Genomic DNA, 23,932 nt, shown 5'->3' with positions numbered 1-23,932 from the left:
GTCGTCAGGCCGGTGCCCCGTCGAGCGCCGCCAGGAAGTCGGCCACCAGGTCTGCGGTGTCCTCGATGCCGGTGGAGACGCGGACCAGGCCGTCGGCGATCCCGGCGGCGGCGAGCTGCTCGGGGTCCACGATGCCGGCCCACATCGAACGCGGGTGCACCACCAGCGTGCTGACGCTGCCGAGGCTGGCCGCCCGCTTGGCCAGCCGCAGCCCGGCCAGCAGCGCCGCCGCACCGGCCCGCCCGGCGGCCAGCTCGACGCCGAGCACGCCGCCGAAGCCGGTCATCTGCCGGCGGGCCAGCGCGTGCTGCGGATGCGAGGGCAGCCCCGGGTAGCGGACCCGGGCCACCGCCGGGTGACCCGCCAACGCCTCGGCCAGCGCGAGCGCGTTGGCGTTGTGCCGTTGCACCCGCAGCGGCAGCGTCCGCAGGCCGCGCAGCAGCAGCCAGGCGTCGACCGGGCCGAGCGTGGCACCGGTGACGATGGACGTCCGCCACACCCGCTCGACCAGGTCCGCGCCGCCGACCACCACCCCGGCGGACACGTCGGAGTGCCCGCCGAGGAACTTCGTGCCGCTGTGCCAGACCAGATCCGCGCCGGCGGCCAGCGGGCGCTGGTTGACCGGCGTGGCGAACGTGTTGTCCACCACCACCAGCGCGCCGGCCGCGTGCGCGGACGTCACCACGGCGGCCAGGTCGGTCAGCTCCAGCAGCGGGTTGCTCGGCGTCTCCACCAGCACCAACCGCGTCTCCGGCCGCAGCGCCCGGGTGAACGCGTCCGCGTCGGTCTGGTCCACCTGGGTGTACCCGACGCCGAACCGGGGCAGCAGCCCGGTGGCCAGCGAGGTGGTGCCGCCGTAGGTGCTGCGTTGCACCACCACGTGGTCGCCGGCGGCGAGCAGGGCCAGCGCGACAGTGCTGATCGCGCCCATGCCGGACGCGGTGACCAGCCCGGTCTCCGCGCCCTCCAGCTCGGCCACCACGGCGGCCACCTGCGCGTGGTTCGGGTTGCCGTATCGGGTGTAGAACGCGCTGCCCCGCGCCTCGGTGGCGATCTCGGTGAACCGCTCGTCGGACTCGGCGCTGAACGTGGCGCTCTGCACGATCGGCGGCGCGACCGCCCCGCCGGGAACCAGGCCGTCGTCGCCGTGCACCGCGGCGGTGCCGAAGCCGGTCATCCGCGCGCCACCCGGTCCACCAGCGCCCGGTAGCTGCCCAGCGCGGTGAACTCCGGCAGCGTCAGGTCGCTGCCGTGGCGCTGCCGGAGCAGGGTGACCAGCCGCAGCGCGCGCAGCGAGTCACCACCGGCGGCCAGGAAGCCGGTCGCCGGGTCACGCGGCGCGGTGCCGAGCACCTCCTGCCAGGCCACCGACACCCGGTCGGCCCACTGCTGCCGGGCGTCGTCGCCGGGCGCCGGCGTGCCCCCGGCCACCGGGGGCAGCGGCGCGTCCGGGTCGGCGGCCAGCAGCCGGCGGAAGCCGTCGGCCAGCGCGTCCACCCGGTCGGCCGGGACGTGCCGGTGGTCGTACTGCACCATCAGCCCGAGTCGCCCGTCGGCCAGCTCGGCGTCGAGGGCGAGACTGAACGCCACGTCCACGGTGACGCCCCGGCTGTCCACGACGCGACTGCCGTCGTCGACCGGACGCGACGGGAAGTGCGTCCAGTTGAAGAAGTGGTCGAAGCGTGGCCCCGCGCCGCCGGCCCGGACGATCTCGGCGAGCGGGAAGCGGTGGTGCCCCATCAGGTCCCGTTCGGCCCGCCACGCCTCGGCGGCCAACTCGGCCACCGACCGGGAGCCCAGCGCCAGGCGCACCGGCAGCGTGTTGAGGAACAGGCCGAGCGTGGCGGCGCTGCCCTCGCCCTCCGGCCGGCCGCCGACCACCAGGCCGCTGACCACGTCGTCCCGCCCGGCCAGCTCGCCGATCAGGCGCAGGTGCACGGCGAACAGCCAGGACTTGACCGGCACCCCGGCCGTCCGGGCGACCTCGGCGACCCGCTCGGTGGTGCCGGCCCGCAGCGGCACCCGCTGGGTGGTGGTGGTCCGCGGCTGCGCGCCGCCGAGCAGCAGCGGTGGCGCGGCGCCGGCGCCGTCCAACCAGAACCGTCGGGTCGCCGCGTCGGCCAGGGCCGCCCGCTCGGCGGCCACGTACTCCCGGAACGGCAGCCCCGGATCGGCGGCGGCGGTCACCCCGGCCCGCTCCCGGTCGTACGCGTCGAGCAGGTCGGCCAGGAACAGGTGCAGGCTCCAGCCGTCCAGGACGCTGTGGTGCTCGGCGACCAGCAGGGTGAACCCGTCGGCGTCGGTGCGGACCGCGTGCAGCCGCAGCAACGGCGGCCGGGCCCAGTCGAACGGGCGACGGCGCTCCTCGGCGACCAGCGCGTCGACCCGGGCCTGCCGGGCCGGCGCGTCCACCCCGGTCAGGTCCGTCACCGGCAGCTCCACCGGCACCCGCGCGTGCACGAGCTGCAACGGCTCGGCGTACGTGCCGAGCGCGAAGCCGGTCCGCAACACCGGGTGGGCGTCCACCAGCGTGGCCAGCGCCCGGCGCAGCGCCGCCACGTCCAGCGGCCCGGCGACCCGGTGCGCGGTGACGTTGTGGTAGACGGCCGGGTCGCCGGTCAGCTCACCGTGGTAGACCATGCCGAGCTGGAGCGCGGTCATCGGGTACGCGTCGGCCAGCCCGTCCGGCAGCCGGTCCCGGTCGGCGGCGGTGACCAGCGAGAACCGGCCGTCGTGGGCGGCCGGCTCGGGCGCCACGCCGTCCAGTGTGATCCGGCCGTGCGTGACCAGGTCCCGGATCGTCTGGTGCGTGAAGATGTCGTTGAGCTGGAACGACAGCCCGCGCTTCTGCGCCGCCACCTGCATCTGGATGCTGCGGATGGAGTCGCCGCCGAGCGCGAAGAAGCTGTCCGTGACGCCGAACGACGCCACCCCGAGCACCTCGCGCCACGCCTCGACCAGGATCTCCTCGGCCCGGTTGGCCGGCGTCTCCGCCGGGTCGCCGGCCGGCCGGTCCAGCCGGGGCGCGGGCAGCGCGGCCCGGTCCAGCTTGCCGTTGCGGGTCAACGGCAGCTCGTCGAGGACCACCACCGCGGCCGGCACCAGGTGCGCCGGGAGCCGCTCCGCGAGCCACTCCCGAGGCGGCGCGACGGGCCCGGCGGCGGGCGTCGCGTCCACCGTCGGGCCCGCGGCGGCGTACCCGGGGCGGACCGCGTGCAGCGTGTGCCGGTCGGTGCCGGTCAGCAGGTCGTCCTGGCGGGTGACCACGGTGAAGCCCCGCGCCTCCAGCAGCGCCACCAGCCCGGCCAGCCGGCCGGCGGTCGCCGTGCCCGGCGCGTCGTGCACCTCCATGGCGACCTGCGCGACAAGCGGCCAGTGCCGGTCGTCCAGGCCGGCCAGCACGTCCGCCTCGGCGCGCTGCACGTCGATCTTCAACAGGTCGATCCGGGCCGGCGCCAGCTCGTCCAGCACCGCCGACAGCGGCCGGACCGGCACGGTCAGCTCCCGGCCGGCGAAGCGCTCGGCGAGCAGTTCGTCCGCGCGGTCGAGCAGCAGGTCCCGCTCGCCCGCTCCGGCGTCCCGCTCGTTGGCCAGGTACCGCTTGATCACCCCGATCTCGGCGTCCGGGTCGGCGTACGCGGCGTGGCCGGACATCATCGAGTAGCCCGGGTAGTAGGTGAACGAGACCTCGCCGGCCGCCCGCGACAGCCCGTACGCGTGCACGGTGGCCGGCACGCCGAACCCGTCGACGTTGCGGCGCAGGACCTCGGCCACGGCCGGCACCGGCTCGAACGCGTGGATCGTCGCGTCCGGGCAGACCTGGTGCACGAAGAGCGAGAACATGCCGATGTTCGCGCCCACGTCGAGCACCGTCGCGCCGGGCCGCAGCACGATCCCGTCCCGCAGGTAGACCCGCTGCGTGAAGATCTCGTCGTACAGGTAGCGGGTCTCGTGCGGGTTGACGCCGGCCACCCGGTCGAGGTCGAGCGCGACGCCGGCCCGCGACCGGACGTAGGCGACCAGCCGGTCGCCGTACCCGTCGTCGTCGCGGGCGACCACCGCGGCGTCGGCCACCTCCGGGTGGCCGCGCAGCACGGCGGCCACCTCGCCCGGCTCCACCCGGAAGCCGTGGATCTTCACCTGGTCGTCGAGCCGGCCCAGGTAGCGCAGCCGCCGCTCGGCGTCGAAGCGCACCCGGTCGCCGGTGCGGTAGACCCGCTCGACGCCGCCGGCGGGCAGCGGCAGCTCCACGAACCGGCGGGCGGTCGCCGCCGCGTCACCCAGGTAGCCGTCGGCGAGCTGCGGACCGGCGACGCACAGCTCCCCGGCCACCCCCGGCGGCACCGGACGCAGCCGCTCGTCCAGCACCCGCACCGCGACGCCGGGCAGCGGCCGGCCGATCGTCGGCGGGTCCCCGGCGCGGATCTCCGCCGCCGTGGTGTCCACCGTGCACTCGGTCGGGCCGTACAGGTTGACCGCGTGGACGTCCGGCCGCGTCGCCACCGCGTGCCACAGGTCCTCCGGCACCGGCTCGCCACCGACCAGCAGCAGGCCGGGCAGCCGGGAGTCGCCCGCGCCGGCGAGCAGGATGCGGAGCTGGGAAGGGGTCAGATCGAGCACGTCCACCCGCTGCCCGGCCAGCGTGGCGGCGAGCGCGGCGCCGTCGCGGCGCACGTCGTCCGGCACCAGGAACAGGGTGCGGCCGTGGGCGAGCTGCACGAGCTGCTTCACCGAGGCGTCGAACGTCAGCGGCGCGTTGACCGCCACCCGCAGGCCCGGCGCGCGGTCCGCGTACACGGTGGACTCCAGCGCGCCGGTCAGGTGCGCGGCGGCGGCGTGCGACACCCGGACCGGCCGGGGCGTGCCGGTGGAGCCGGAGGTGAAGATGACGTACGCCGGATCGGCCGGGGCCGGCGCGGTCGCGGGCGGCGGGCCGCCGGCCGCGACCAGCTCGGCCACCGACACGGTCGCCGGGCCCCGGTCGCCGACCACGCACTCCGCGCCGACCGCCGCGAGCTGCGCGGCCAGGCGTGGCGGCGGGGCGTCCGGGTCGAGCGGCACGAACACCGCGCCGGCCCGCAGCACGCCGAGGAACGTCACCACGGTCTCCCGGGACCGGACGGCCAGCACGCCCACCGGCCGGCCGACCAGGCCGCGGGCGGCCAGCGCCGCGGCCACCCGCGCGGCCCGCGCGTCCAGTTCCCCGGCCGGGTACGCGCCGTCGGCCGCCACCACCGCCGGGGCGTCGGCGGCCATCCCGGCCAGGCCCGCGTCGAGCAGGTCGACGAGGGTACGCGTCGGCGCGGCTCCCGCCGTGCCGCCGGCCCCGGCCAGCCAGCCGGCCTCCCCGGCGCCGAGCACGGCCAGCGGGGCGTCCCCGGCCAGCGCGGCCGGCAGGCTGCGCAGCACGGCCACCAGCGAGTCGAGCAGCCACTGCCCGCCGGTCACCCGCAGAACGACCTCCTCGTCCCCGGGAAGCACGGTGAGTCGCGGCCCGGCGGGCGGGGGCGGGACCGGCACCTCCACCGCCGTCGCGCCGAGCGCGGCGACGCCGGCCGGCGCGACGGTCGGCTCGACCGCGAAGCCGGCCACCGCGCCGGTGCTCTCGTCGACCGGGTCGACCAGGTGGAACGTCTCGTCGGCGGTGATCTCGGCGGCGCGTACGGCGGCCAGCAGCTCGGCCGGGTCGGCCGGCAGCGGCAATGCCAGCCGCAGCGGCCCGTAGCCGCCCAGCGGGCCGACCACGCCGCCGGTGCCCTCGGCCTGCCGGCCGTCGTGCCAGCGGGCCAGCACCAGGTCCGTCTCCTCGGCCCCGTCCGGCGCCTCGGCCCGGCGGGCCACCGCGAGCGCCCACGCGGCGAGCAGCAGCGTCCCGACGTCGCCGTGCGCGGCGCGGGCGGTCGCGGCCAGCTCGGCGGCCGGCAACGCGGTGGTGACCGTCGCGCCCGGATCGTCGCCGTGTGGCTCGACCAGCCGCGCGGCCGGTGCGCCCGGCGCGGGCGGGGACGCCTGGTCACGCTCCTCGACCTGCCACTCGGTGACGTCGAGGAACTGCAACGCCTCCGGGTCGGCCGGCGGCAGCTCGCCGGCGTACGCGTGAGCCAGGTCGGTGAGGAGCAGGCGCAGGCTGGCCGGGTCGGCGATCAGCGGGGTGGCGGCCAACTCCAACGCGTCGTCGGTGAGCGTGACCGACAGCTCGCCCTGCGCGCCGACCGGGACCGTCCGATCGTCGTCCACGTCCTGCAACGGCACCCGCAGCCCGGGGTGGTGCACGAGCGTCAGCCGCAGCGCCTCGTGCCGGGCCACCACCTCGTCGACGGCGGCCTGCAACCGGGCCCGGTCGAGCGGCCGGTCGAGCCGGACCCGGGCCCGCACCAGATCCTGCTTGCCGGACCAGGCCAGTCGCTGGACCGGGGACAGACGGTATCCGTTCACCACACACTCCGGTTGACGTAGAGGTCGGACATGGCGACCAGGATCTGCCGGTCGCCGGTGAAGGGTTCCCGGCCGTGGGTGGCCAGGAAGTTGTCCACCACCAGCACGTCGCCGCGCCGCCACGGCACGGACAGGGCGTGCTGCCGGTACAGCTCACGGATGCCGGTGACCACCTCGTCGGGGATCGGCTCGCCGTCGCCGTGGTACGCGTTGCGCGGCAGCCCGTCCGGGCCGTACTCGCGCAGCAGCGCGTCGGCCACCTCGGGCGGCATGTTCGACACGTGGAACAGGTGGGCGTGGTTGAACCACACCGTCTCCCCGGTCCGCGGATGGGTTGCCGTCGCCTGCCGTCGCGCCACGGTCCGCAGGCCGTCGTCGCCCAGCCAGGTGAACTCCGTCGCCGACGCGGCGCAGTACGCCTCCACCTCCGCCCGGTCGGTGGTCTGGAACGCCTCCTGCCAGGGCAGGTCCAGGTGCGGGCCGTAGTTGCGCACGTAGCGCACGCCGTCGCGGTCGAACCGTTCCCGCACCTCGGCCGGGATCAGCGGGGTGATCACCCGTTCGGCGGCCAGCGGGGTCGCGCCGCCGTCCCCGGTGGCCGGCTGCGCGCAGTGGAAGAACAGGTGCGTCGGCCAGTTGTGCGAGTACGACATCTCGTGGTGCAGCGGGATCCACTGGGCCGCGTTGAACTCGGTGGAGGTGAACACCCGGTCGGCCACCTCGTGCCGGGGCGCGGCCCGCTCCAGGTAGCCGAGCAGCTCCGGGCCGACCTCCCGGGCGGCCCGGCCGAAGTCGTCGGCGCTGCGCACGTCGAAGCCGCGGAAGAACACCGCAGCGTGCCGGTCCAGGTCGGCCAGCAGCTCGGCCCGCCGCCCGGCGAGCCAGCCGGCCAGGTCGAGGTCGGGCACGGCGGCCTCGACCAGCAGCACGAAGCCGTCCGGGCCGAGCGTGCGTCGGGTCACCGGCGCGGTGACGCCGCCACTGCCGCGCCGCCGCGGTCCCGGGGCGCTCACGCGGCACCACCTTTCGTTCGCGACTGCGGGGCTCGCAGGACCGGCTCACTCCTCGCGCTCACGCGGCACCACCTTTCGTTCGCGACTGCGGGGCTCGCAGGACCGGCTCACTCCTCGCGCTCACGCGGCACCACCTTTCGTTCGCGACTGCGGGGCTCGCAGGACCGGCTCGCTCCTCGCGCTCACGCGGCACCACCGGTGGAGGTCAGTTCGGGCGCGGCGACCGGGTCGGCCATCGCGGTGAGGATCCGCCGGGGCGGGGTGAACGGCTCCCGCGCGTGCGCGGCCAGCATGTTCTCCACCAGCAGCACGTCGCCGGCCCGCCAGTCGAACGAGCGGGTCTCCGCCGCGTACGCGGCGCGCAGCTCGGCCAGCACCTCGTCCGGGATGGGCGTGCCGTCCCCGTACGCGGTCTGGTAGGGCAGGTCCTCCTCGGCCAGCGCGGCCCGCAGCCCGGCGCTCACCTCCGCCGGCAGCGACGTGACGTGGAAGAACAACGCGTGGTTGAACCAGGTGCGTTCCCCGGTGACCGGGTGCCGGCGGACCGCCGGGCGCACCTGCCGGGTCCGCAGTTGCGTGTCGCCCACCCACTCCACGTCGATCAGCGCCCGCGCGCAGTACGCCTCGACCTCGGCGCGGGAGTCGGTCTGGAACGCGGTCTGCCAGGACAGGCTGATGCCGGGCAGGTAGTTGCGCCGGTAGAGCACGCCGCGCTCCTCGAACTCCGCGACCGTCTCGGGGCGCAGCCGGGCCAGCACCCGACGACTGTCCGCCAACGGTGTACGCCCACCGGCGGCCGGGGCCACCTCGCAGTGGAACACGATCCGCAGCGGCCAGGTCACCGTGTACGACTGCTCGTTGTGCAGCACGATCGGCTGGTCGGCGGGGTGCTCGGTGGAGGTGTAGACGCCATCGGTGACCCGGCTGCGCGGCGAGGACCGCTCGCCGTAGGACAGCACGTCGTCGGAGAGCGCCGCCATCACGGTGCGGAAGTCGTCCGCGCCGGCCACCGCGAAGCCGCGGAACAACACCGCGCCGGCGTGACGGGCCAGCCCGTCCACCTCGTCACGGTGCCCGGCCAGCCAGCCGGCCAGGTCGACGTCGGGCACGTTGGCGTGCACCAGCGCCGGCAACGGGCCGTCCGGCCAGTCCGGCCGTACGTCCACCAGGTTCCGTTCCCGGCCGCGGCGGGGGACGGGCCGCGCGACCCGGATCTGATCGGTCATCTCTCACTCCCAGCGGTGTCGGCGCAGTCGGCCAGACTGCGCCGGGGGTCGGCGGCGGCGGTACGCAGCAGCGCGGTGAGGCGGCGGTGCCACGTCATCACCCCGTCGTGGTCGAACAGGTAGGTGCGGTAGGTCCAGAGCGCGTCCAGCGCGTCCCGCCGGTCGTCCAGCCAGAGCGTCAGGTCGAGGCGGGCCGCGTCGGGGGTCAGCTCCACGCCGGTGAACTCGCCGCCGACGGCGCTGCGGTGCCGGGCCGGCGGCGCGTTCTGCACCCCGAACGCCACCTGGACGAGTGGGTTGCGGCCCGGCCGGCGGGTCGGGTTGAGCCGCTCCACCAGCAGGTCGAACGGGACGTCCTGGCGGGCGGCGGCGAACAGCGTGACCCGCCGGGCCTCGGCCAGCAGGTCGGCGAACGTCCGGTCCGGGGCCGGGCGCAGCCGCAGCGGCAGCGTGTTCACGTGGCAGCCGACGCCGCGTTCGGCGGCCACGCTGGTGCGGCCGGCGAAGGCCACGCCGACCAGCAGGTCGTCCCGGCCGGTCGCGGCGCCGAGCAGCGCGGCGAACCCGGCCAGCCCGACCATGTGCAGGCTGGCCCGGTGCGCGCGGGCCAGGTCCCGTACCGCCGTGGCGGTCGCCGGGTCCACGGTGGTCCGCAGCGCGGCCCCGCCGGTGTTGAGAAGGGGCCCCTGCTCTACCGCAGGCGTTAACCGGGGGCCCTTCCTTTCCAGCTCCAGCAGGTGGGGGGCGCCGCGCAGGTCGCGCAGCAGCTCGTCGGTCGCGCGGCGGCCGGCCGGCCCGGCCAGCCAGGCGCGCTGCGCGGCGGCGAGGACGGCCGGGCCGGGTGCCGGCTCGCCGGGCGGCGCGTCCGGGTCGTCGTAGGCCACCGCCAGGTCCCGGACCAGCACCCCGAACGACCAGTCGTCGGCGACCGCGTGGTGCACGACCAGCAGCAGCGCCTCCGCGCGACCGTCGCCGTCGGGCAGCAGGCACGCGCGCAGCAGCGGCCCGGTGGCCAGGTCCATCGGGGTACGCGTGCCCTCGGCGGCGAGCCGGGCCAGCCGGGCGTCGAGCGGGACGCCCGGGTCGGCCGGCGCGACCACGAGTTCCGGCCGGGCGTCGGGGCGGACCACCTGCACCGGCCCGTCCGGTCCGGCGGGCAGGACGGTGCGCAGCGCGGGATGCCGGTCGACCACCCGGTGCAGCGCCCGCCCCAGCCGTTCCGGATCCAGCGGCGCGGCGAACCGGATCGCGAACGCCAGCAGGTAGGACGTGTCGGCCGGGTCGAGCCGGTGCAGGAACCAGAACCGCCGCTGCGCCGCGGACAGCGGCGCGGGCCCGCCCGCCGGCTCACCGGGCGCGTCCCCGTCACCGGCCGGCCCGGTGGTCGTCGGCGGGCCGGTGACGTTCCCGCCGCGCCACCCGGGGTCCACCGGCGTGCCGTCCGGATCGGCGGGCACGTCGATCCGGGCGGCCAGCGCGGCGACTGTCGGATGGGCGAACAGGTCGCCGGGGTGGACCCGGCGGCCGGTGGCGGCGGTCAGCCGGGTGGCGCAGCGGACCGCCAGCAGCGAGTCGCCGCCGAGCGCGAGGAAGTCGTCGTCCGGGCCGGTGACCGGCACGCCGAGCAGCTCCCGCCAGACCGTCGCGACCAGCGCGCCGGTCGGGCCGAGCGAACCGGGGTCGGCGGCGGGGCCGAACGTCGGCGCGGGCAGCGCGGACCGGTCCACCTTGCCGTTGGGCAGCGTGGGCAGCCGGTCCAGCCAGACCACGGCCGCCGGCACCAGCGGCGCCGGCAGCACCTCGGCCAGCCGGGCCCGCACGTCGTCGCGCCGCTCGCCGGTCAGGTAGCCGACCAGCATCGGGTCACCGCTCGGGCCGGGCCGGACGGCGGCGGTCGCCCCGCGTACGCCGGGCAGCGCGGCGAGCCGGGCGGCCACCTCGCCCAGCTCGATCCGGTAGCCGCGCAGCTTCACCTGGTCGTCCAGCCGGCCCAGGTAGGCCAGTTGCCCGTCCGGGCGCAGCCGCACCCGGTCGCCGGTCCGGTACATCCGCTCGCCGGGGCGGAACGGATCCGGCCGGAACCGGGCCTCGGTCTCCGCCGGCCGGTCCAGGTAGCCGCGGGCCAACCCGGCACCGGCCAGGTACAACTCGCCGGCCTCACCGGGCGGCGCCGGTCGGCCGTCCGGGTCGAGCACGTACGCCCGGGTGCCCGGCAGCGGCCGGCCGATCGGCGGGTCGCCGCCGTCGCGCGGCACCTCGGCCCAGGTCGAGTACGTGGTGTCCTCGGACGGGCCGTACAGGTTGCACAGCCGGCGCACCTGCGGGCGGGCCCACACCCGGGCGGCCAGCGCGGCGGTGAGCGGCTCACCGGCCAGGCAGACCGTGCGGACGCCCGGCGGCAGCGCGCCGGCGGTGAGCAGCTCGCCCATCGCCGCCGGCACGGTGTTGACAAGCGTGACGGGCAGGCGGTCCGCGCCGGGCGCGGCCAGCGCCAGTACGTCGTCCACCAGCAGCACCCGCCCGCCCCAGGCCAACGGCCCGAAGATCTCGAACACGGACAGGTCGAAGCAGACCGAGGTGGCGGCGAGCATGCCGCCCAGCTCGGTGTCGTCGAACGTCTGCCGGACCCAGTGCAGCAGCACCGACGCGGAGCGGTGCTCGATCGCCACCCCCTTGGGCCGCCCGGTGGAGCCGGACGTGTAGATGACGTACGCCAGGTCGGCCGGCGTGACCGGCGTCGCCGGGTCGGTGCCGTTCCCGGCCGGGTCGAGGCGGTCGGTCAGCACGGTCGGGCCGGGGAACCGGCCGGCCAGGTCGGCGCGGGTCAGCACCAGCCGGGCCCCCGAGTCGGCGGTCATGAACGCCACCCGGGCCGCCGGGTACGCCGGGTCCAGCGGCACGTACGCGGCGCCGGCCTTGAGCACGGCGAGCAGCGCGACCACCAGTTCCGGCGTACGCGGAAGGCAGACGCCGACCCGGTCGGCGCCTGTCACACCGGCGGCGCTCAGCACCCGTGCCAGCCGGTTCGCCGCCTGGTCGAGATCCCGGTAGGAGAGCGTGGCGTCGCCGTGCCGGACCGCCTCCGCGTCCGGGGTGCGGGCGGCCTGCGCGGCGATCATCCGGTGCAGGCAGTCCACGGTGCCCGCGCCGCCGCCGGTACGCCGGGTGGCGGCGCGGCGGGTCGGTCCGGGGCGGGCGGGCGCGCTCACCGGCCCCCACCCCCGGCCGCCGCCGCGAGCCGGCGGTCCGCCTCCTCCTGGATGCGGTCCTTGTCGGCGAGCACCACGCTGCCCGGGTCGTTGTCCGGCAGTTCGTCCTCCAGCCGCCGGATCCGGCGGTACGCGATGCCGCCAACGGCCAGCGCCAACGCGCAGAGCCCGGCCAGGATCGCGGCCAGCGCCATGCCCCGGCCCGGCCCGGTGCCGACCAGCCCGGCGAGCGGAGCGCCCGGCCGGGCCAGCGGGGCGAGCACGTGCTCGGCGAGCGGCCCGGCGCTGAGGAACCCGGCCGGCACCATCAGCCAGGACAGCATCTGCGCCATGGCCAGCACCCGGCCCTGCAACTCCAGGCCCACCTTGGCCTGCACGATGGCCAGCCAGTGCGTGTTCACCAGCGCGGTGGCCAGGCCCATGCCGAACAGGCCGAGCGCCGGGAACAGCGGGTCCGGCCGCAGCCCGACGGTGAGCAGCGAGACGCCGAGCAGCACGACGCTGGCCAGGATGCCGGTGGTCCGCCGGGCGGTGCCGCCCCAGACGCCCATCAGCACCGACCCGACCACCATGCCGACGCCGCTGGCGGCCAGCACCCGGCCCAGCACCGCCGGGTCGCCGAAGGAGAGCGTGAGCGGCGTGACCAGCACCTCCACCATGGCGAAGAAGTAGTTGAGCGACGCCACCAGCACGACCAGGGCGACCAGCCCGTGCCGGCGGACGATGAACCGCCAGCCGCCCAGCACCTCGCGCCGGAACGGCTCCTCCCGGCGCACGAACAGCGTGTCCGGGAAGCGGACCGACAGCGTGACGGTCACCGCCACCGCGAACGTGACCAGGTCGATCACCACGACGCCGCGCAGCCCGACCGCGAGCACCAGCGCGCCGCCGACCAGCGGGGCCAGCACGGTGCTGGTGGCGGTGCCGAGCGAGACGATGCCGTTGGCCCGGCCGTAGTAGCGTTTCGGCACCAGTTGGGTGACCGCCGCCTGGTAGGCGGGTTGCTGGAACGCGGTGGCCACGGCGGTGACGGTGATCGCGGTGAGGATGTGCCAGAGGTGGAGCTGGCCGAGCCAGAGCAGCAGCGCCAGGCTCACCGTGCCGGTGGCGGCCAGGCAGTCCGCCAGCACCATGATCCGTCGGCGGTCCCACCGGTCGGCGAGCGCGCCGGCGATCGGGGAGAGCACCACGGCCGGCAGCAGCGCCAGCACGGTCGCGGTGGCGAACAGCGACACCGACCCGGTGCGCTGGTAGACCCAGAGCCCCATGCCGAACGCGGTCAGCCCGCTGCCGATCAGCGAGACGAGCTGGCCGATCGCGACCAGGTAGAACACCGCCAGGCTGGGCGTCGCGCGCCGCGCCGGCCGCCGGGGCGCGACGTCCGCCGCCGGCGGTCCGGGTACGGGGACCGTGGCCCCGGTCGGCGTCGGCTCGGCCGTCGGTGGCGCGGCGGTGGGGGCGCAGTGCGCCAGGATGACCGCGGCCAGCTCGGCCGGCTGGTGCTTGGCGAAGTAGTGCCCGGCCCCGTCGATCACCGCCAGCGACACCCGGTCGGCGAAGAACTCCCACTCCAGGTAGCGCTCCTGGTACAGCTCCGTGGCCCGGTCGCCGCTGCCCACCACGCAGACCAGCGGCGCGGACAGCTTCCGGGGCAGCCCGTTGGCGTAGACGTCGGTGTAGTAGTCCTCGCCCCGCGCCGAGTCGGCCAGCACCACCCGCATCACGAAGTCCTTCTCGGCGGAGTCGAAGACCTCGGTGAAGAAGCCCATCGCGCGCAGCGACTCCAGCGTCCGTCGCTTCGACGCCCAGCGCTCCACCGGGAACCACCGGCGCAGCCAGCCGAACACCCGGCCGGGCAGCCGGGGCGCGGGGAAGTGCGCGCCGATCGCCACACCGGTCACGTCGACGCCGGCCGCCTCCAGCCGGCGGGCCAGCTCCACCGCCTCGGCGCCACCGACGCAGTGCCCGTACACCGCCACCGGGCCGGTGATCTGCTCGGCCACCTCGGCCACGCAGCGGTCCACCAGCTCGTCCAGGTCGAGCATCGGCTCGTTTGGGCGGTTCAGGTCGTGGCCGGGGCGTTCCAGCGCGTACAGCGACACGCCGGCCGGCAGGGCGTCCGCCAGCGGCTGGAACGTGATCGCGGAGCCGCCGCCGAACGGCACGCAGAGCAGCGTCAGCGTGGTCGGGGTGCCCGGCCGGGCCGGGGTCAGCTCGTGCAACAGCTTCCCGGCCGAACCGCCGGTGGCGGTCAGGTGCTCGGTCAGCGCCCGGATGGTCGGGTGCCGGAACAGGTCGAGCACGCTGATCGCCGGGTCGCTGCCGGCCAGCGCCTTGATCGCCCGGAACGAGTCGCCGCCCAGGTCGAAGAAGTCGTCGTCGATGCCGACCCGGTCGTAGCCGAGCACCTCGGCCCAGCGCCGCGCCAGCGCCGCCCGCAGCGGCGTGTCCGGCTCACCGGCGCCGGCCGCGGCGCGGTCACGGCGGGGCGCGGGCAGCGCCGCCCGGTCGACCTTGCCGTTGGCGTTGAGCGGCATCCGGTTCAGCGGCACGAACGCCGACGGCACCATGTAGTCCGGCAGCCAGGTGCGCGCGTACGCCCGCCACGGCGCCGGGTCGGCGGCGAAGTCGGCGGTCACGTCCCGCCCGGCGTCCGGCTCCGGCCCGTCGGTGAGCGTCAGGTACGCCACCACCGCCTTCTCGCCGGCGTCCTCGCGGACCACCACGGCGGCGTCGCGGACCGCGTCGTGCCGGCGCAGCACCGCCTCGATCTCGCCCAGCTCGATCCGGAAACCGCGCACCTTCACCTGCGAGTCGCCCCGGCCGAGGAACTCGATCCGGCCGTCGGCCAACCGGCGGCCCAGGTCCCCGGTGCGGTACAACCGCCCGCCGCCGGCCGGGTCCGGCACGAACCGCGCGGCGGTCAGCGCCGGATCGGCGTGGTAGTCCCGGGCCAGCCCCGGCCCGCCCAGGAAGATCTCACCCGGCACGCCGACCGGGACCGGATCCAGTCCGGCGTCGAGCACGTGGACCCGCATGTTGGCGATCGGGCGGCCGATGGTGGGCCGGGACCCGTCCGGGGCGATCCGGTCCATGGTGGCCCAGACCGCGGCCTCGGTCGGGCCGTACAGGTTCCACAGCGCGTCCACCCGCTCGGCCAGTTGCCGGGCCAGCGGCGCGGGCACCGCCTCGCCGCCGCAGACCGCGGTCAGCCCCGGCGTGCCGGTCCAGCCCGACTCGATCAGCAGCCGCCAGGTCGTCGGCGTGCCCTGGGCCAGCGTGACGCGCTCGGCGGCGAGCAGCGCCGCCAACCGGGACGCGTCGTACGCGACGTCGCGGTCCACCAGCAGCATCCGCGCGCCGACCACCAGCGGCAGGAACAGCTCCGGCACGGACATGTCGAACGCGAAGCTCGCCATCGCCAGCATGGTGCCGTCGCGGGTCAGGCCGGGCCGCTCGCGCATCGTGGCCAGCGTGTTGACCACCGCGCGGTGGCTCACCCGGACGCCCTTGGGCCGGCCGGTCGAGCCGGACGTGTAGATCAGGTACGCCAGGTGGTCCGGCCCGGCCGACGACGCGACGGCGGTGTCCGGCTCCCCGGCCGGGCCCACGCCGGTCACCACCGTGCCGGCGAAGTCGAGCCGGTCGGCCAGGGCCGGCTCGGTGACCAGCACCGTGGCGCCGCTGTGCGTCACCACGTACCGCTGCCGCTCCACCGGGTACTCCGGATCCACCGGCACGTACGCGCCGCCGGCCTTGAGCACGCCGAGCAACGCGACCGGCAGCTCGACCGAGCGGGGCAGGCAGACCGCGACCGGCACGTCCGGCCCGACCCCGGCCCGGCGCAGCCGGTGCGCGAGCCGGTTGGCGCGGGCGTCCAGCGTGGCGTAGTCGAGCGTGGTCCCGCCGAACGTCACGGCCGGCCGGTCGGGGCCGGTCGCCACCTGACGCGCGAACAGGTCGACGAGCGTCGGGACCCGGTCGGGCGGGGTGTCCCAGCCGGCCGGCGCCGCGGTGTCGTTCCACTCGGCGAACCGGTCGCGCTCGGCGGCGGTGAGCAGCGGCAGCGCCGCCAACCGGGTGCCCGGGTCGGCGACCGCGGCGGCGAGCAGCGTCGCCAGGTGCCCGACCATCCGGTCGGCGGTCGCCGGGTCGAACAGCGCGGTGTTGTACTCCAACCGGAGGCGCAGCCCCTCGGTCACCTCGTACGCGTACAGCGCCAGGTCCTGCTGGGCGATGCCCGGCTCGACCGCGAACGGCGTCATCCGCACCCCGGCCGCCGTCACGTCCCGCTGCTCGGGCACGTTGAGCAGGTTGAACATCACCTGGAACAGCGGGTTGCGGCTCAGGTCGCGGGGCGCGTCGACCAGGTCCACCAACCGCTCGAACGGCACCTCCTGGTGGTCGTACGCGCCCAGCGCGGTGCCGCGGACCCGCCCGAGCAGCTCGGCGAACGTCCAGTCGGCGTCCAGCACGGTCCGCATCGGCAGCATGTTGACGAAGAAGCCGACCATCGGCTCCAGCTCGGCCCGGACCCGGCCGGCCACCGGCGTGCCGACGCAGACGTCGCGCTGGCCGGTCCAACGCCACAGCAGCGTCTGCCACGCGGCCAGCAACGTCATCGCCAGCGTGACGCCGTGCCGCTGGCTGAACCGGCGCAGCTCGTCGGCGGTCGGCGGGGCCAGGACCAGCGTGCGGACCGCGCCGTCGAACGTCTGCACCGGCGGGCGCGGCCGGTCGGTGGGCAGCTCCAGGGCGGCGGGCACCCCGGCGAGCTGCCGCCGCCAGTACCGCAGGTCGGGGTGGTCCGGATCGGCCAGCCGGCCACGCTGCCAGCGCGCGTAGTCGCCGTACTGGACGGCCAGTTCGGGCAGCGGGTCGCCGCCTGCGGCGCGGGCGGCGGCGTAGCGGGTGGCCACCTCGCCGGCCACCACACCGAGCGACCAGCCGTCGGAGACGGCGTGGTGCATGGTCAGCGACAGCACGTGCCGGTCGGCGGTGACCCGCAGCAGCACGGCCCGGAACAGCGGCCCGGCGGCCAGGTCGAACGGGCGTCGCACGTCGGCGGCGAGGGTGGCGTGCACCCAGCCGGGCACCGCCGCGGCCACCGCCGGCTCGACGATGCTGACCGGCGCGGCCTGGTCCGGGTCGGTCGGCGCGGTCAGCACCGGCAGGTCCACCGGCCCGGCCGGAAGCACCCGCTGCACCGGGTCGCCGTCCGGCCCGAGCGGGAACACGGTCCGCAGCGCCTCGTGCCGGCGCACCAGCCCGGCCAGCGCGGTCCGCAGCGCGTCCAGGTCGAGCCGGCCGTCGAGCAGCAGCGTGGTGCCGACCGTGTAGGCGCTCTGCGCGTACGCCTGGTCCAGGAACCACAGCCGGTGCTGGCCGGAGGAGAGCGGCGCCGGGCCGGCGTCCGGCTCGGCCCGGGGAATCCGCTCCCCGGCCGAGGCGGTCGGAGCGGGCACGGCCACCGGGGCCGCCTCGGGCAGGGTCGCCGGCGCGACGTCCACGGTGGCCGGCAGCGCCGCGGCGAGCGCCGCCACCGTCGGTCGGGCGAAGACAGTCTCCAGCGGCACCGCCACGCCGAGGCGGGCGCGCAGCCGCACCACCACCTGGGTGGCGAGCAGCGAGTGCCCGCCCAGCTCGAAGAAGTCGTCGAGCGCGCCGATCGGCGCGATGCCGAGCAGGTCGCTCCAGACCGCCGCCACCGCTTCCTGCACCGCCCCATCCGGCGCCACGAACGCGCTGCTCAGCGCCGGCCGGTTGCCCGTCTCCTCCGCGCGCTGTTGCACGGGAAGCGTGGCCATGTCGCCCGGGATGGCCACGCTTTCCGAGAAATCGGCCCCGGGGGTGCGGGGGGCGCGGGACGCCGGGGCGATCCAGTAGCGGTGCCGCTCGAACGGGTAGCCGGGCAGCGGCACCCGCCGGTCGCCGTCGCGGTGGAAACGGTCCGTGTCGACCGGCACGCCGGCCAGCCAGAGCCGCCCCACCGCGTCGAGCAGCGTCGACACGTCGTCGGACTCGGCGCGGGGATGCCGCATCGCCGCGACCGTCCGGGCCGGCGGTAGTCCGGCCAGCCGGGCCAGGCCACCGAGCGCGTGCCCGGGGCCCACCTCGACCACCACCGCGTCCTGCTCGGCGAGGAACGCGGCCGACTCGGCGAACCGGACCGGCTCGCGCAGGTGCCGCACCCAGTACGCCGCATCGGTGACCAGCCCGGGAGTGACCGGGCCGCCGGTCAGGTTGCTGAGGTAGGGCCGCTGCGGTTCGGCGTACCCGACCCGGGCGGCGTGCGCGGCGAACTCGTCCCGCACCGGGTCGAGCAGCGCCGAGTGGTAGCCCCGGGTCACCCGCAGCGGGCGGCAGTCCACGCCGTCCGCGGTCAGCCGCTCGCGCAGCCGCCCGACCGCCGCCGGGTCGCCGGAGACCACGCACAGCTCCGGGGCGTTCACCGCGGCCAGCGACAGCCCCTCGTCGAGCAGCCCGGTCACCGTCGCCTCGGGCAGGCCCACCGCGAGCATCGCCCCGGCCGGCGTGCGCGCCACCAGCTCGCCGCGCACCCGCACCAGGCGCAGTGCGTCGGCGAGCGGAAGGACGCCGGCCAGGCAGGCGGCCACGTACTCGCCGAGGCTGTGGCCGACCATCAGGTCCGGGGTGACGCCCCGGGCCAGCAGCGTGCGGGCCAGCGCGTACTCCGTGACGAACAGCGCGGGCTGCACCAGCTCCGGGCGGGCCAGCAGCTCCTCCGCCGCGGGGTGCCCGCCGGGTGGCGGGTCGAGCACGGCGCGCAGGTGGCGGCCGAGGTCGTCGCCGAGCAGCGCGGCGCACGCGTCCACCTCGGCCCGGTAGGTCGGCTCGGCCCGGTAGAGCCCCGCGCCCATCGCTACGTGCTGGGCGCCGTGCCCGGGGAACGCGAACACCAGCGTCCGCCGGCCGCCCGGACGGGTCCCGGTGAACCGGCGGGCCGGCGTGTCCAGGGCGGACACCGCGTCGGCCCGGTCCGCCGCGACCACGTACCGGCGGTGGGTCAGCGCCGCCCGGCGGCCCAGCGCCGACGCGACGTCCGCGAGCAACACCCCGGGGTGGGCGTCGAGGTGGTCGCGGAGCTGCCGGGTGGCGGTCTCCAGCGCCGCCGGGGTACGCGCGGACAGCATCAGCAGGCGCGGCCCCGGCGCGGGCGGGGCGACCGGGCCGGACGGCGCCGGCGGCTCCTCCAGCACCACGTGCGCGTTCGTGCCGCCCATGCCGAACGAGCTGACGCCGGCCCGGCGTGGCCCGTCGGCGACCCATGGCCGCGCGGCGGGCTCGAAGCGGAACGGGCCGGTCCCGACGTCGATCGCCGGGTGCGGCCGGTCCAGGTTCACGGCCGGCGGCAGCGTCCGCGTCCACAGGGCCATCACGGTCTTGATCAGACCGGCCACCCCGGCCGCCGCGTCGGTGTGCCCGATGTTGGCCTTGACCGAGCCGAGCGCGCAGAAGCCGCGCTCGTCGGTGCCGCGCCGGAACGCCTCGGTCAGCGCGGCCACCTCGATCGGGTCGCCCAGGCTGGTGCCGGTGCCGTGCGCCTCCACGTAGCCCACCGAGCGTGGGTGCACGCCGGCCGTGGCCAGCGCACGACTGATCACCTCGACCTGTCCGGCGACGCCGGGCGCGGTGTAGCCGGTGCGGCGGGCCCCGTCGTTGTTGATCGCCGAGCCGCGGATCACCGCGTAGACCGTGTCGCCGGCGGCGACGGCGTCGGCCAGCCGCTTCAGCACGACGACGCCCACGCCGCTGGACTCGATGCTGCCGCGTGCGTCGGCGCTGAACGGGCGGCAGTGCCCGTCGGGGGAGTAGATGCCGCCGTCGTGGAAGAGGTAGCCGCGCCGCTGGGCCGGGAAGACACTCACGCCGCCGGCCAGCACCACGTCGGACTCGCCGGCCAGCAGGCTCTGCCGGCCCAGGTGCACGGCCACCAGCGACGTGGAACAGGCGGTGGCCACGGTGACCGCCGGCCCGGTCAGGTCGAGCTGGTATGCGACGCGGCTGAGCAGGAAGTCCTTGTCGTTGCCGAGCGAGAGCTGGTGCTCGCTGAGCCCGCCGGTCAGCTCCGGATGGCCGCTGAGGTGGTCCAGCAGGTAGGAGCTGCGACCGGAGCCGGCGAACAGGCCGACCCGGCCGGGGTGGCGGGACGGGTCGTGGCCGGCGTGCTCCAACGCGTGCCAGGCGCACTCCAGCAGCAGCCGGTGCTGCGGGTCCAGCGTCTCCGCCTCACGCGGCGTGAAGCCGAAGAACGCCGCGTCGAACTCGTCGACGCCGGGCAGGAAGGTGCCGGTCCGGACGTACGCCGGGTCGTCGATGCGGGCCGGGTCCGCGCCGTCGGCGAGCATCTGCTCCACGGTGAACTCCTCGACCGACTCCACGCCGTCGCGGATGTTCGCCCAGAACTCGTCGACGGTCCGGGCGCCCGGGAACCGGCCGGCCATGCCCACCACCGCGATCGGCCCGTCCGCCGGGCCGGCGGACTCGGTCGCCGCGTGCACCGGCGGGGCCTGCGGCGCCACGCCGGTCGTGGTGACCGTGACCAGGTACGCGGCCAGCGACTCCACGGTGGGATGGCGGAACAGGTCGGTGGCGGTCAGCACGTCACCGAGCCGGGCACGCAGCCGGTCCAGCACGGCCAGCAGCCGCATCGAGTGGCCGCCCAGGTCGAAGAAGCTGTCCCGGGTGCCGACCTGCTCGACGCCCAGCACCTCGCGCCACACGTCGCCGACCAGGCGTTCCAGGCGTACCCGGTCGGCGTCCCACCGGTCGGGCGTCCCCGCCGTCGCGGTGCTCGTGCCGATCCGGTGGCCGGCCGGGGCGGCGCTGCCCGGGGCGGCGGGACCGGCCGGCGTGGCCGGTCCGACGGGGCGACGGGTGGCCGGGGCGTCGGCCGGCGCGGGCAGCGCGTCGGCGTCCACCTTGCCGTTGCCGGTCAGCGGCAGCGCGTCCAGCCGCACGAACGCGGCCGGCACCAGCCAGGACGGCAGCTCGGCGACGAGCGCGGCGCGCAGCTCCGCCGGGTCTCCCGGGTCGCCGGCCAGGTACGCGACCAGCCGCGGGTCGGTCGGGTCGTCCCGGCGCAGGTGGACGGTCACGTCGACGCCCGGCCGGTGCCGTCGGACCGCCGCCTCGATCTCGCCGCACTCCACCCGGTAGCCGCGCACCTTGACCTGCCGGTCGGTGCGGCCCAGGTACTCCAGGACGCCGTCCGGACGGCGACGGGCCAGGTCGCCGGTGCGGTAGAGGCGCGCGCCGGGCACCCCGGAGAACGGGTCGGGCAGGAACCGCTCGGTGGTGCGGTCGGGCTTGCCCAGGTAGCCCCGGGCCACCCCGGCCCCGCCGACGTACAGCTCGCCGACCACGCCCACCGGCACCGGGTTGCCCCAGTCGTCGAGCACGTGCAGCGCGGTGTTCGCGATCGGCCGGCCGATCGGCACCGAGCCGTCGGCCGGCGTGTCCGGCTCCACCTCGTACGCGGCGCAGCCGACCACGGTCTCGGTCGGCCCGTACTCGTTGACCAGCGCGGTCCCTGGCGCGTGGGTCCGCCACGGCGCGACCTGGTCGGCGCGCAGGTTCTCGCCGCCGATGACGAAGCACCGGGTGCGACCGGCCAGCTCGTCCGGGCGGAGCTGGTGGGTGACCAGTTCGAGCTGGGCGGGTGTGATCTTGACCAGGCCGAACGGCGTGGTGGTGTCGCGCAGCGCCTCGCCCAGCGCCGCCGGGCCGAGGTGCTCGCCGATCATCCGGACCGTGGCGCCGGCGGCCAGCGGCACCAGCAGGCTGGTCACGGTCAGGTCGAACCCGACCGAGGAGTGCAGCGGGACCACGTCACCGGCGCGCAGCCGGTACGCCTGGGTCGCCCAGCGCACGTAGTTGGCCACTCCCCGGTGGGTGACCATCACGCCCTTCGGCCGGCCGGTCGAGCCGGACGTGTGGATGACGTACGCCAGGTCGTCCCCGGTCGGCGCGGGCCGGCGACGCGGCCGACGCCGGGGTCCACCGCCGACGCGCGTCGCGCCGGCCCCGGGCATCGGCGCGTCCGGCCCCGGCACCAGCAGCGCCGTGTCGCCGGGCACCAGGTGCGCCAGTTCGGCGCAGGTGAGCACCACCGACGCGGCGGTGTCGTCCATCAGGTGCCGCAGCCGGGCCGGCGGGTTCGCCGGGTCCATCGGCACGTAGGCCGCGCCGGCCCGGAGCACCGCCAGCACCGCCACGGTGAATCCGACCGCGCGGGGCAGCAGCACGCCGACCAGGCCACCGACGCCGACGCCCCGCGCGCGCAGCGTCTCCGCCAACGCCTCGGCCCGCGCGTGCAGCTCCCGGTAGCTCAGCGTGGCGTCGCCGTCGGTCACCGCCACCCCGTCGGGGGTACGCCGGGACTGCTCCTCGATCAACGCGTGCACCAGCTCGTCCGGCTCGGCCGGCGTGGCGGTCCGGTTCCACTCGCCGACCAGTCGCCGGTGCTCCGCGGGGGTCAGCATCGCGACCGAGCCGACCGGCGCGTCCGGGTCGGTCAGCAGCCCCGCCAGCAGCGTCCGGAAGTGGCCGGCGAAGCGGGTCACCAGGTCGGCGTCGAACAGCTCGGTGCGGTACTCCAGCACGGTCCGCAGACCCCTGTCGTCCTCCCGGACGGCCACCGTGAGATCGAACTTGGCGGTCTCGACCGGCACCTCGACGGTGCTCACCTGGAGGCCGTCCAGGCGGGGCGGGGCGGTCTCCCGGCCGTACACGAACATCACCTGGAACAGCGGGCTGAAGCCGGCCCGGCGGGCCGGGCGCAGCGTCTCCAGCACCGTCGAGAAGGGCAGTTCCTCCCGGCTCAGCGCGTCGAGGACGGCGGCGCGTACCCGCTCCAGCAGCGTGGCGAAGGACGGGTCGTCGTCCAGTCGGGCCCGGATCGCGACGGTGTTCAGCAGCAGGCCGACGAGCCGCCGCGTCTCGGGGCCGCGCCGGCCGGACACCGGCGTGCCGACCACGACGTCCCGCGCGCCGGTCCACCGGGCCAGCAGCACGTGCAGCACCGCCAGCAGCACCATGTACGGCGACACCCGCGCCCGCCGGCAGTACGCGGCCAGTTCCTCGGTGGGCACGTCCAGCGGCACCGACAGCGTGCCGCCGACGCCGGACGGCGCCGCCGGGCGGGGACCCCGGGTGGGCAGGTCCAGCGCGGCGGGCGCGCCCGCGAGCTGCTCCCGCCAGTAGTCGAGCTGGGCGGACGCCTCCGGGCCGGCGAGCCACTCCCGCTGCCGGCGGGCGTGGTCGCGGCAGTCGCCCTCGACCGGGTCGAGGGCCGCCGGTCGTCCGGCCCGGTGTGCCGCGTAGAGCCGTTCCCACTCCTCGTGCAGCAGGCCCAGCGACCACTCGTCGACGGCGACGTGGTGGAACGTCAGCAGGAGCACGTGCTCCTCCGGCGCGCAGCGCACCAGGTCGGCCCGGAGCACCGGCCCGCGGGCCAGGTCGAGCGGCTCCCGGGCGGCGGCGCGCAGCCGGGCGTCCACCTCCCGGTCCCGCTGCCAGCTCGGCAGTCCGCTGAGGTCGTGCACCCGCAGCAGTCCCGGGCGCGGCTCGTGGACCACCTGGACGAGCCGGGTGTGCGCGCCGTCGTCGCCCGGGTCCGGCGTTCCGGCACCCGCCGCGGGTCGGTCGACGGCGGGGGGCGGCTCGGCTGCGAGCGTGGTCCGCAGCGCGGCGTGGCGGGCCACCAGGTCGTCGAGCGTCGCGGAGAGCGCCGCCACGTCGAGCGGGCCGTGCAGCCGGTAGGCCAGCGGCACCAGATAGCCGGCCGAGCCCGGGTCGAGGCGGTCCAACTGCCACATCTGGCGCTGCGCGGCGGTCGCCGGCGCGGGGCCGCCGGAGTGGGGCCGCGCCGGTGGGACGGGCACCGGCCGGGCCCGCAGGACGTCGGTCATCGCCTCCGCCTTCGTCGCTGCCGGCCGTCGCGTGGGTCGCATCCGGGCGCGGGCGGTCGCCGCGCCGGACCGTCCGGTCGGCCGGGGTGGTGGAAAGATCAGGATTCCTCGATGGG

At 76.6% G+C, this 23,932-nt stretch carries 6 protein-coding genes; all 6 read right to left on the bottom strand.

Annotated features, from left to right (window positions below; translation table 11 throughout):
* Positions 1–4: 4 nt before the first annotated feature.
* The 6 genes from TPA0908_RS04160 to TPA0908_RS04135 all read right to left on the bottom strand — a co-directional run bounded on the left by TPA0908_RS04160 (position 5) and on the right by TPA0908_RS04135 (position 23,816).
* The gene (locus TPA0908_RS04160; RefSeq protein ID WP_281934819.1) at positions 5–1,177 is read right to left on the bottom strand and encodes a trans-sulfuration enzyme family protein; all 1,173 of its coding nucleotides are present in this window, start codon (positions 1,175–1,177) and stop codon (positions 5–7) included.
* A complete protein-coding gene (locus TPA0908_RS04155; RefSeq protein ID WP_281934817.1) occupies positions 1,174–6,435 on the bottom strand; it encodes a non-ribosomal peptide synthetase in 5,262 nt (1,753 codons plus the stop codon). The genes TPA0908_RS04160 and TPA0908_RS04155 overlap by 4 nt, the downstream gene beginning before the upstream one ends.
* Positions 6,432–7,448: a TauD/TfdA family dioxygenase gene (locus TPA0908_RS04150; RefSeq protein ID WP_281934815.1), complete on the bottom strand. Its 1,017-nt coding sequence runs from the start codon at positions 7,446–7,448 to the stop codon at positions 6,432–6,434. The genes TPA0908_RS04155 and TPA0908_RS04150 overlap by 4 nt, the downstream gene beginning before the upstream one ends.
* A 182-nt stretch (positions 7,449–7,630) precedes the next feature.
* Entirely contained in the window at positions 7,631–8,674 is a 1,044-nt protein-coding gene (locus tag TPA0908_RS04145) for a TauD/TfdA family dioxygenase (protein ID WP_281934813.1), read from the bottom strand.
* A complete protein-coding gene (locus TPA0908_RS04140; RefSeq protein ID WP_281934811.1) occupies positions 8,671–11,883 on the bottom strand; it encodes an amino acid adenylation domain-containing protein in 3,213 nt (1,070 codons plus the stop codon). The genes TPA0908_RS04145 and TPA0908_RS04140 overlap by 4 nt, the downstream gene beginning before the upstream one ends.
* A complete protein-coding gene (locus TPA0908_RS04135; protein WP_281934809.1) occupies positions 11,880–23,816 on the bottom strand; it encodes a non-ribosomal peptide synthetase/type I polyketide synthase in 11,937 nt (3,978 codons plus the stop codon). The genes TPA0908_RS04140 and TPA0908_RS04135 overlap by 4 nt, the downstream gene beginning before the upstream one ends.
* Between the last annotated feature and the right edge of the window lie 116 nt (positions 23,817–23,932).

Source organism: Micromonospora sp. AKA38 (assembly GCF_027925725.1).
GTDB lineage: Bacteria > Actinomycetota > Actinomycetes > Mycobacteriales > Micromonosporaceae > Micromonospora.
The sequence above is the reverse complement of the archived record's forward strand: the minus strand, read 5'-3'. Positions and strand labels throughout refer to the sequence as shown.

What these genes read in the sequence shown, in the direction of transcription:
- TPA0908_RS04160 (WP_281934819.1), bottom strand. Translation starts at nt 1,177, where the DNA reads ATGACCGGCTTCGGCACCGCCGCGGTGCACGGCGACGACGGCCTGGTT.
- TPA0908_RS04135 (WP_281934809.1), bottom strand. Translation starts at nt 23,816, where the DNA reads ATGACCGACGTCCTGCGGGCCCGGCCGGTGCCCGTCCCACCGGCGCGG.
- TPA0908_RS04145 (WP_281934813.1), bottom strand. Translation starts at nt 8,674, where the DNA reads ATGACCGATCAGATCCGGGTCGCGCGGCCCGTCCCCCGCCGCGGCCGG.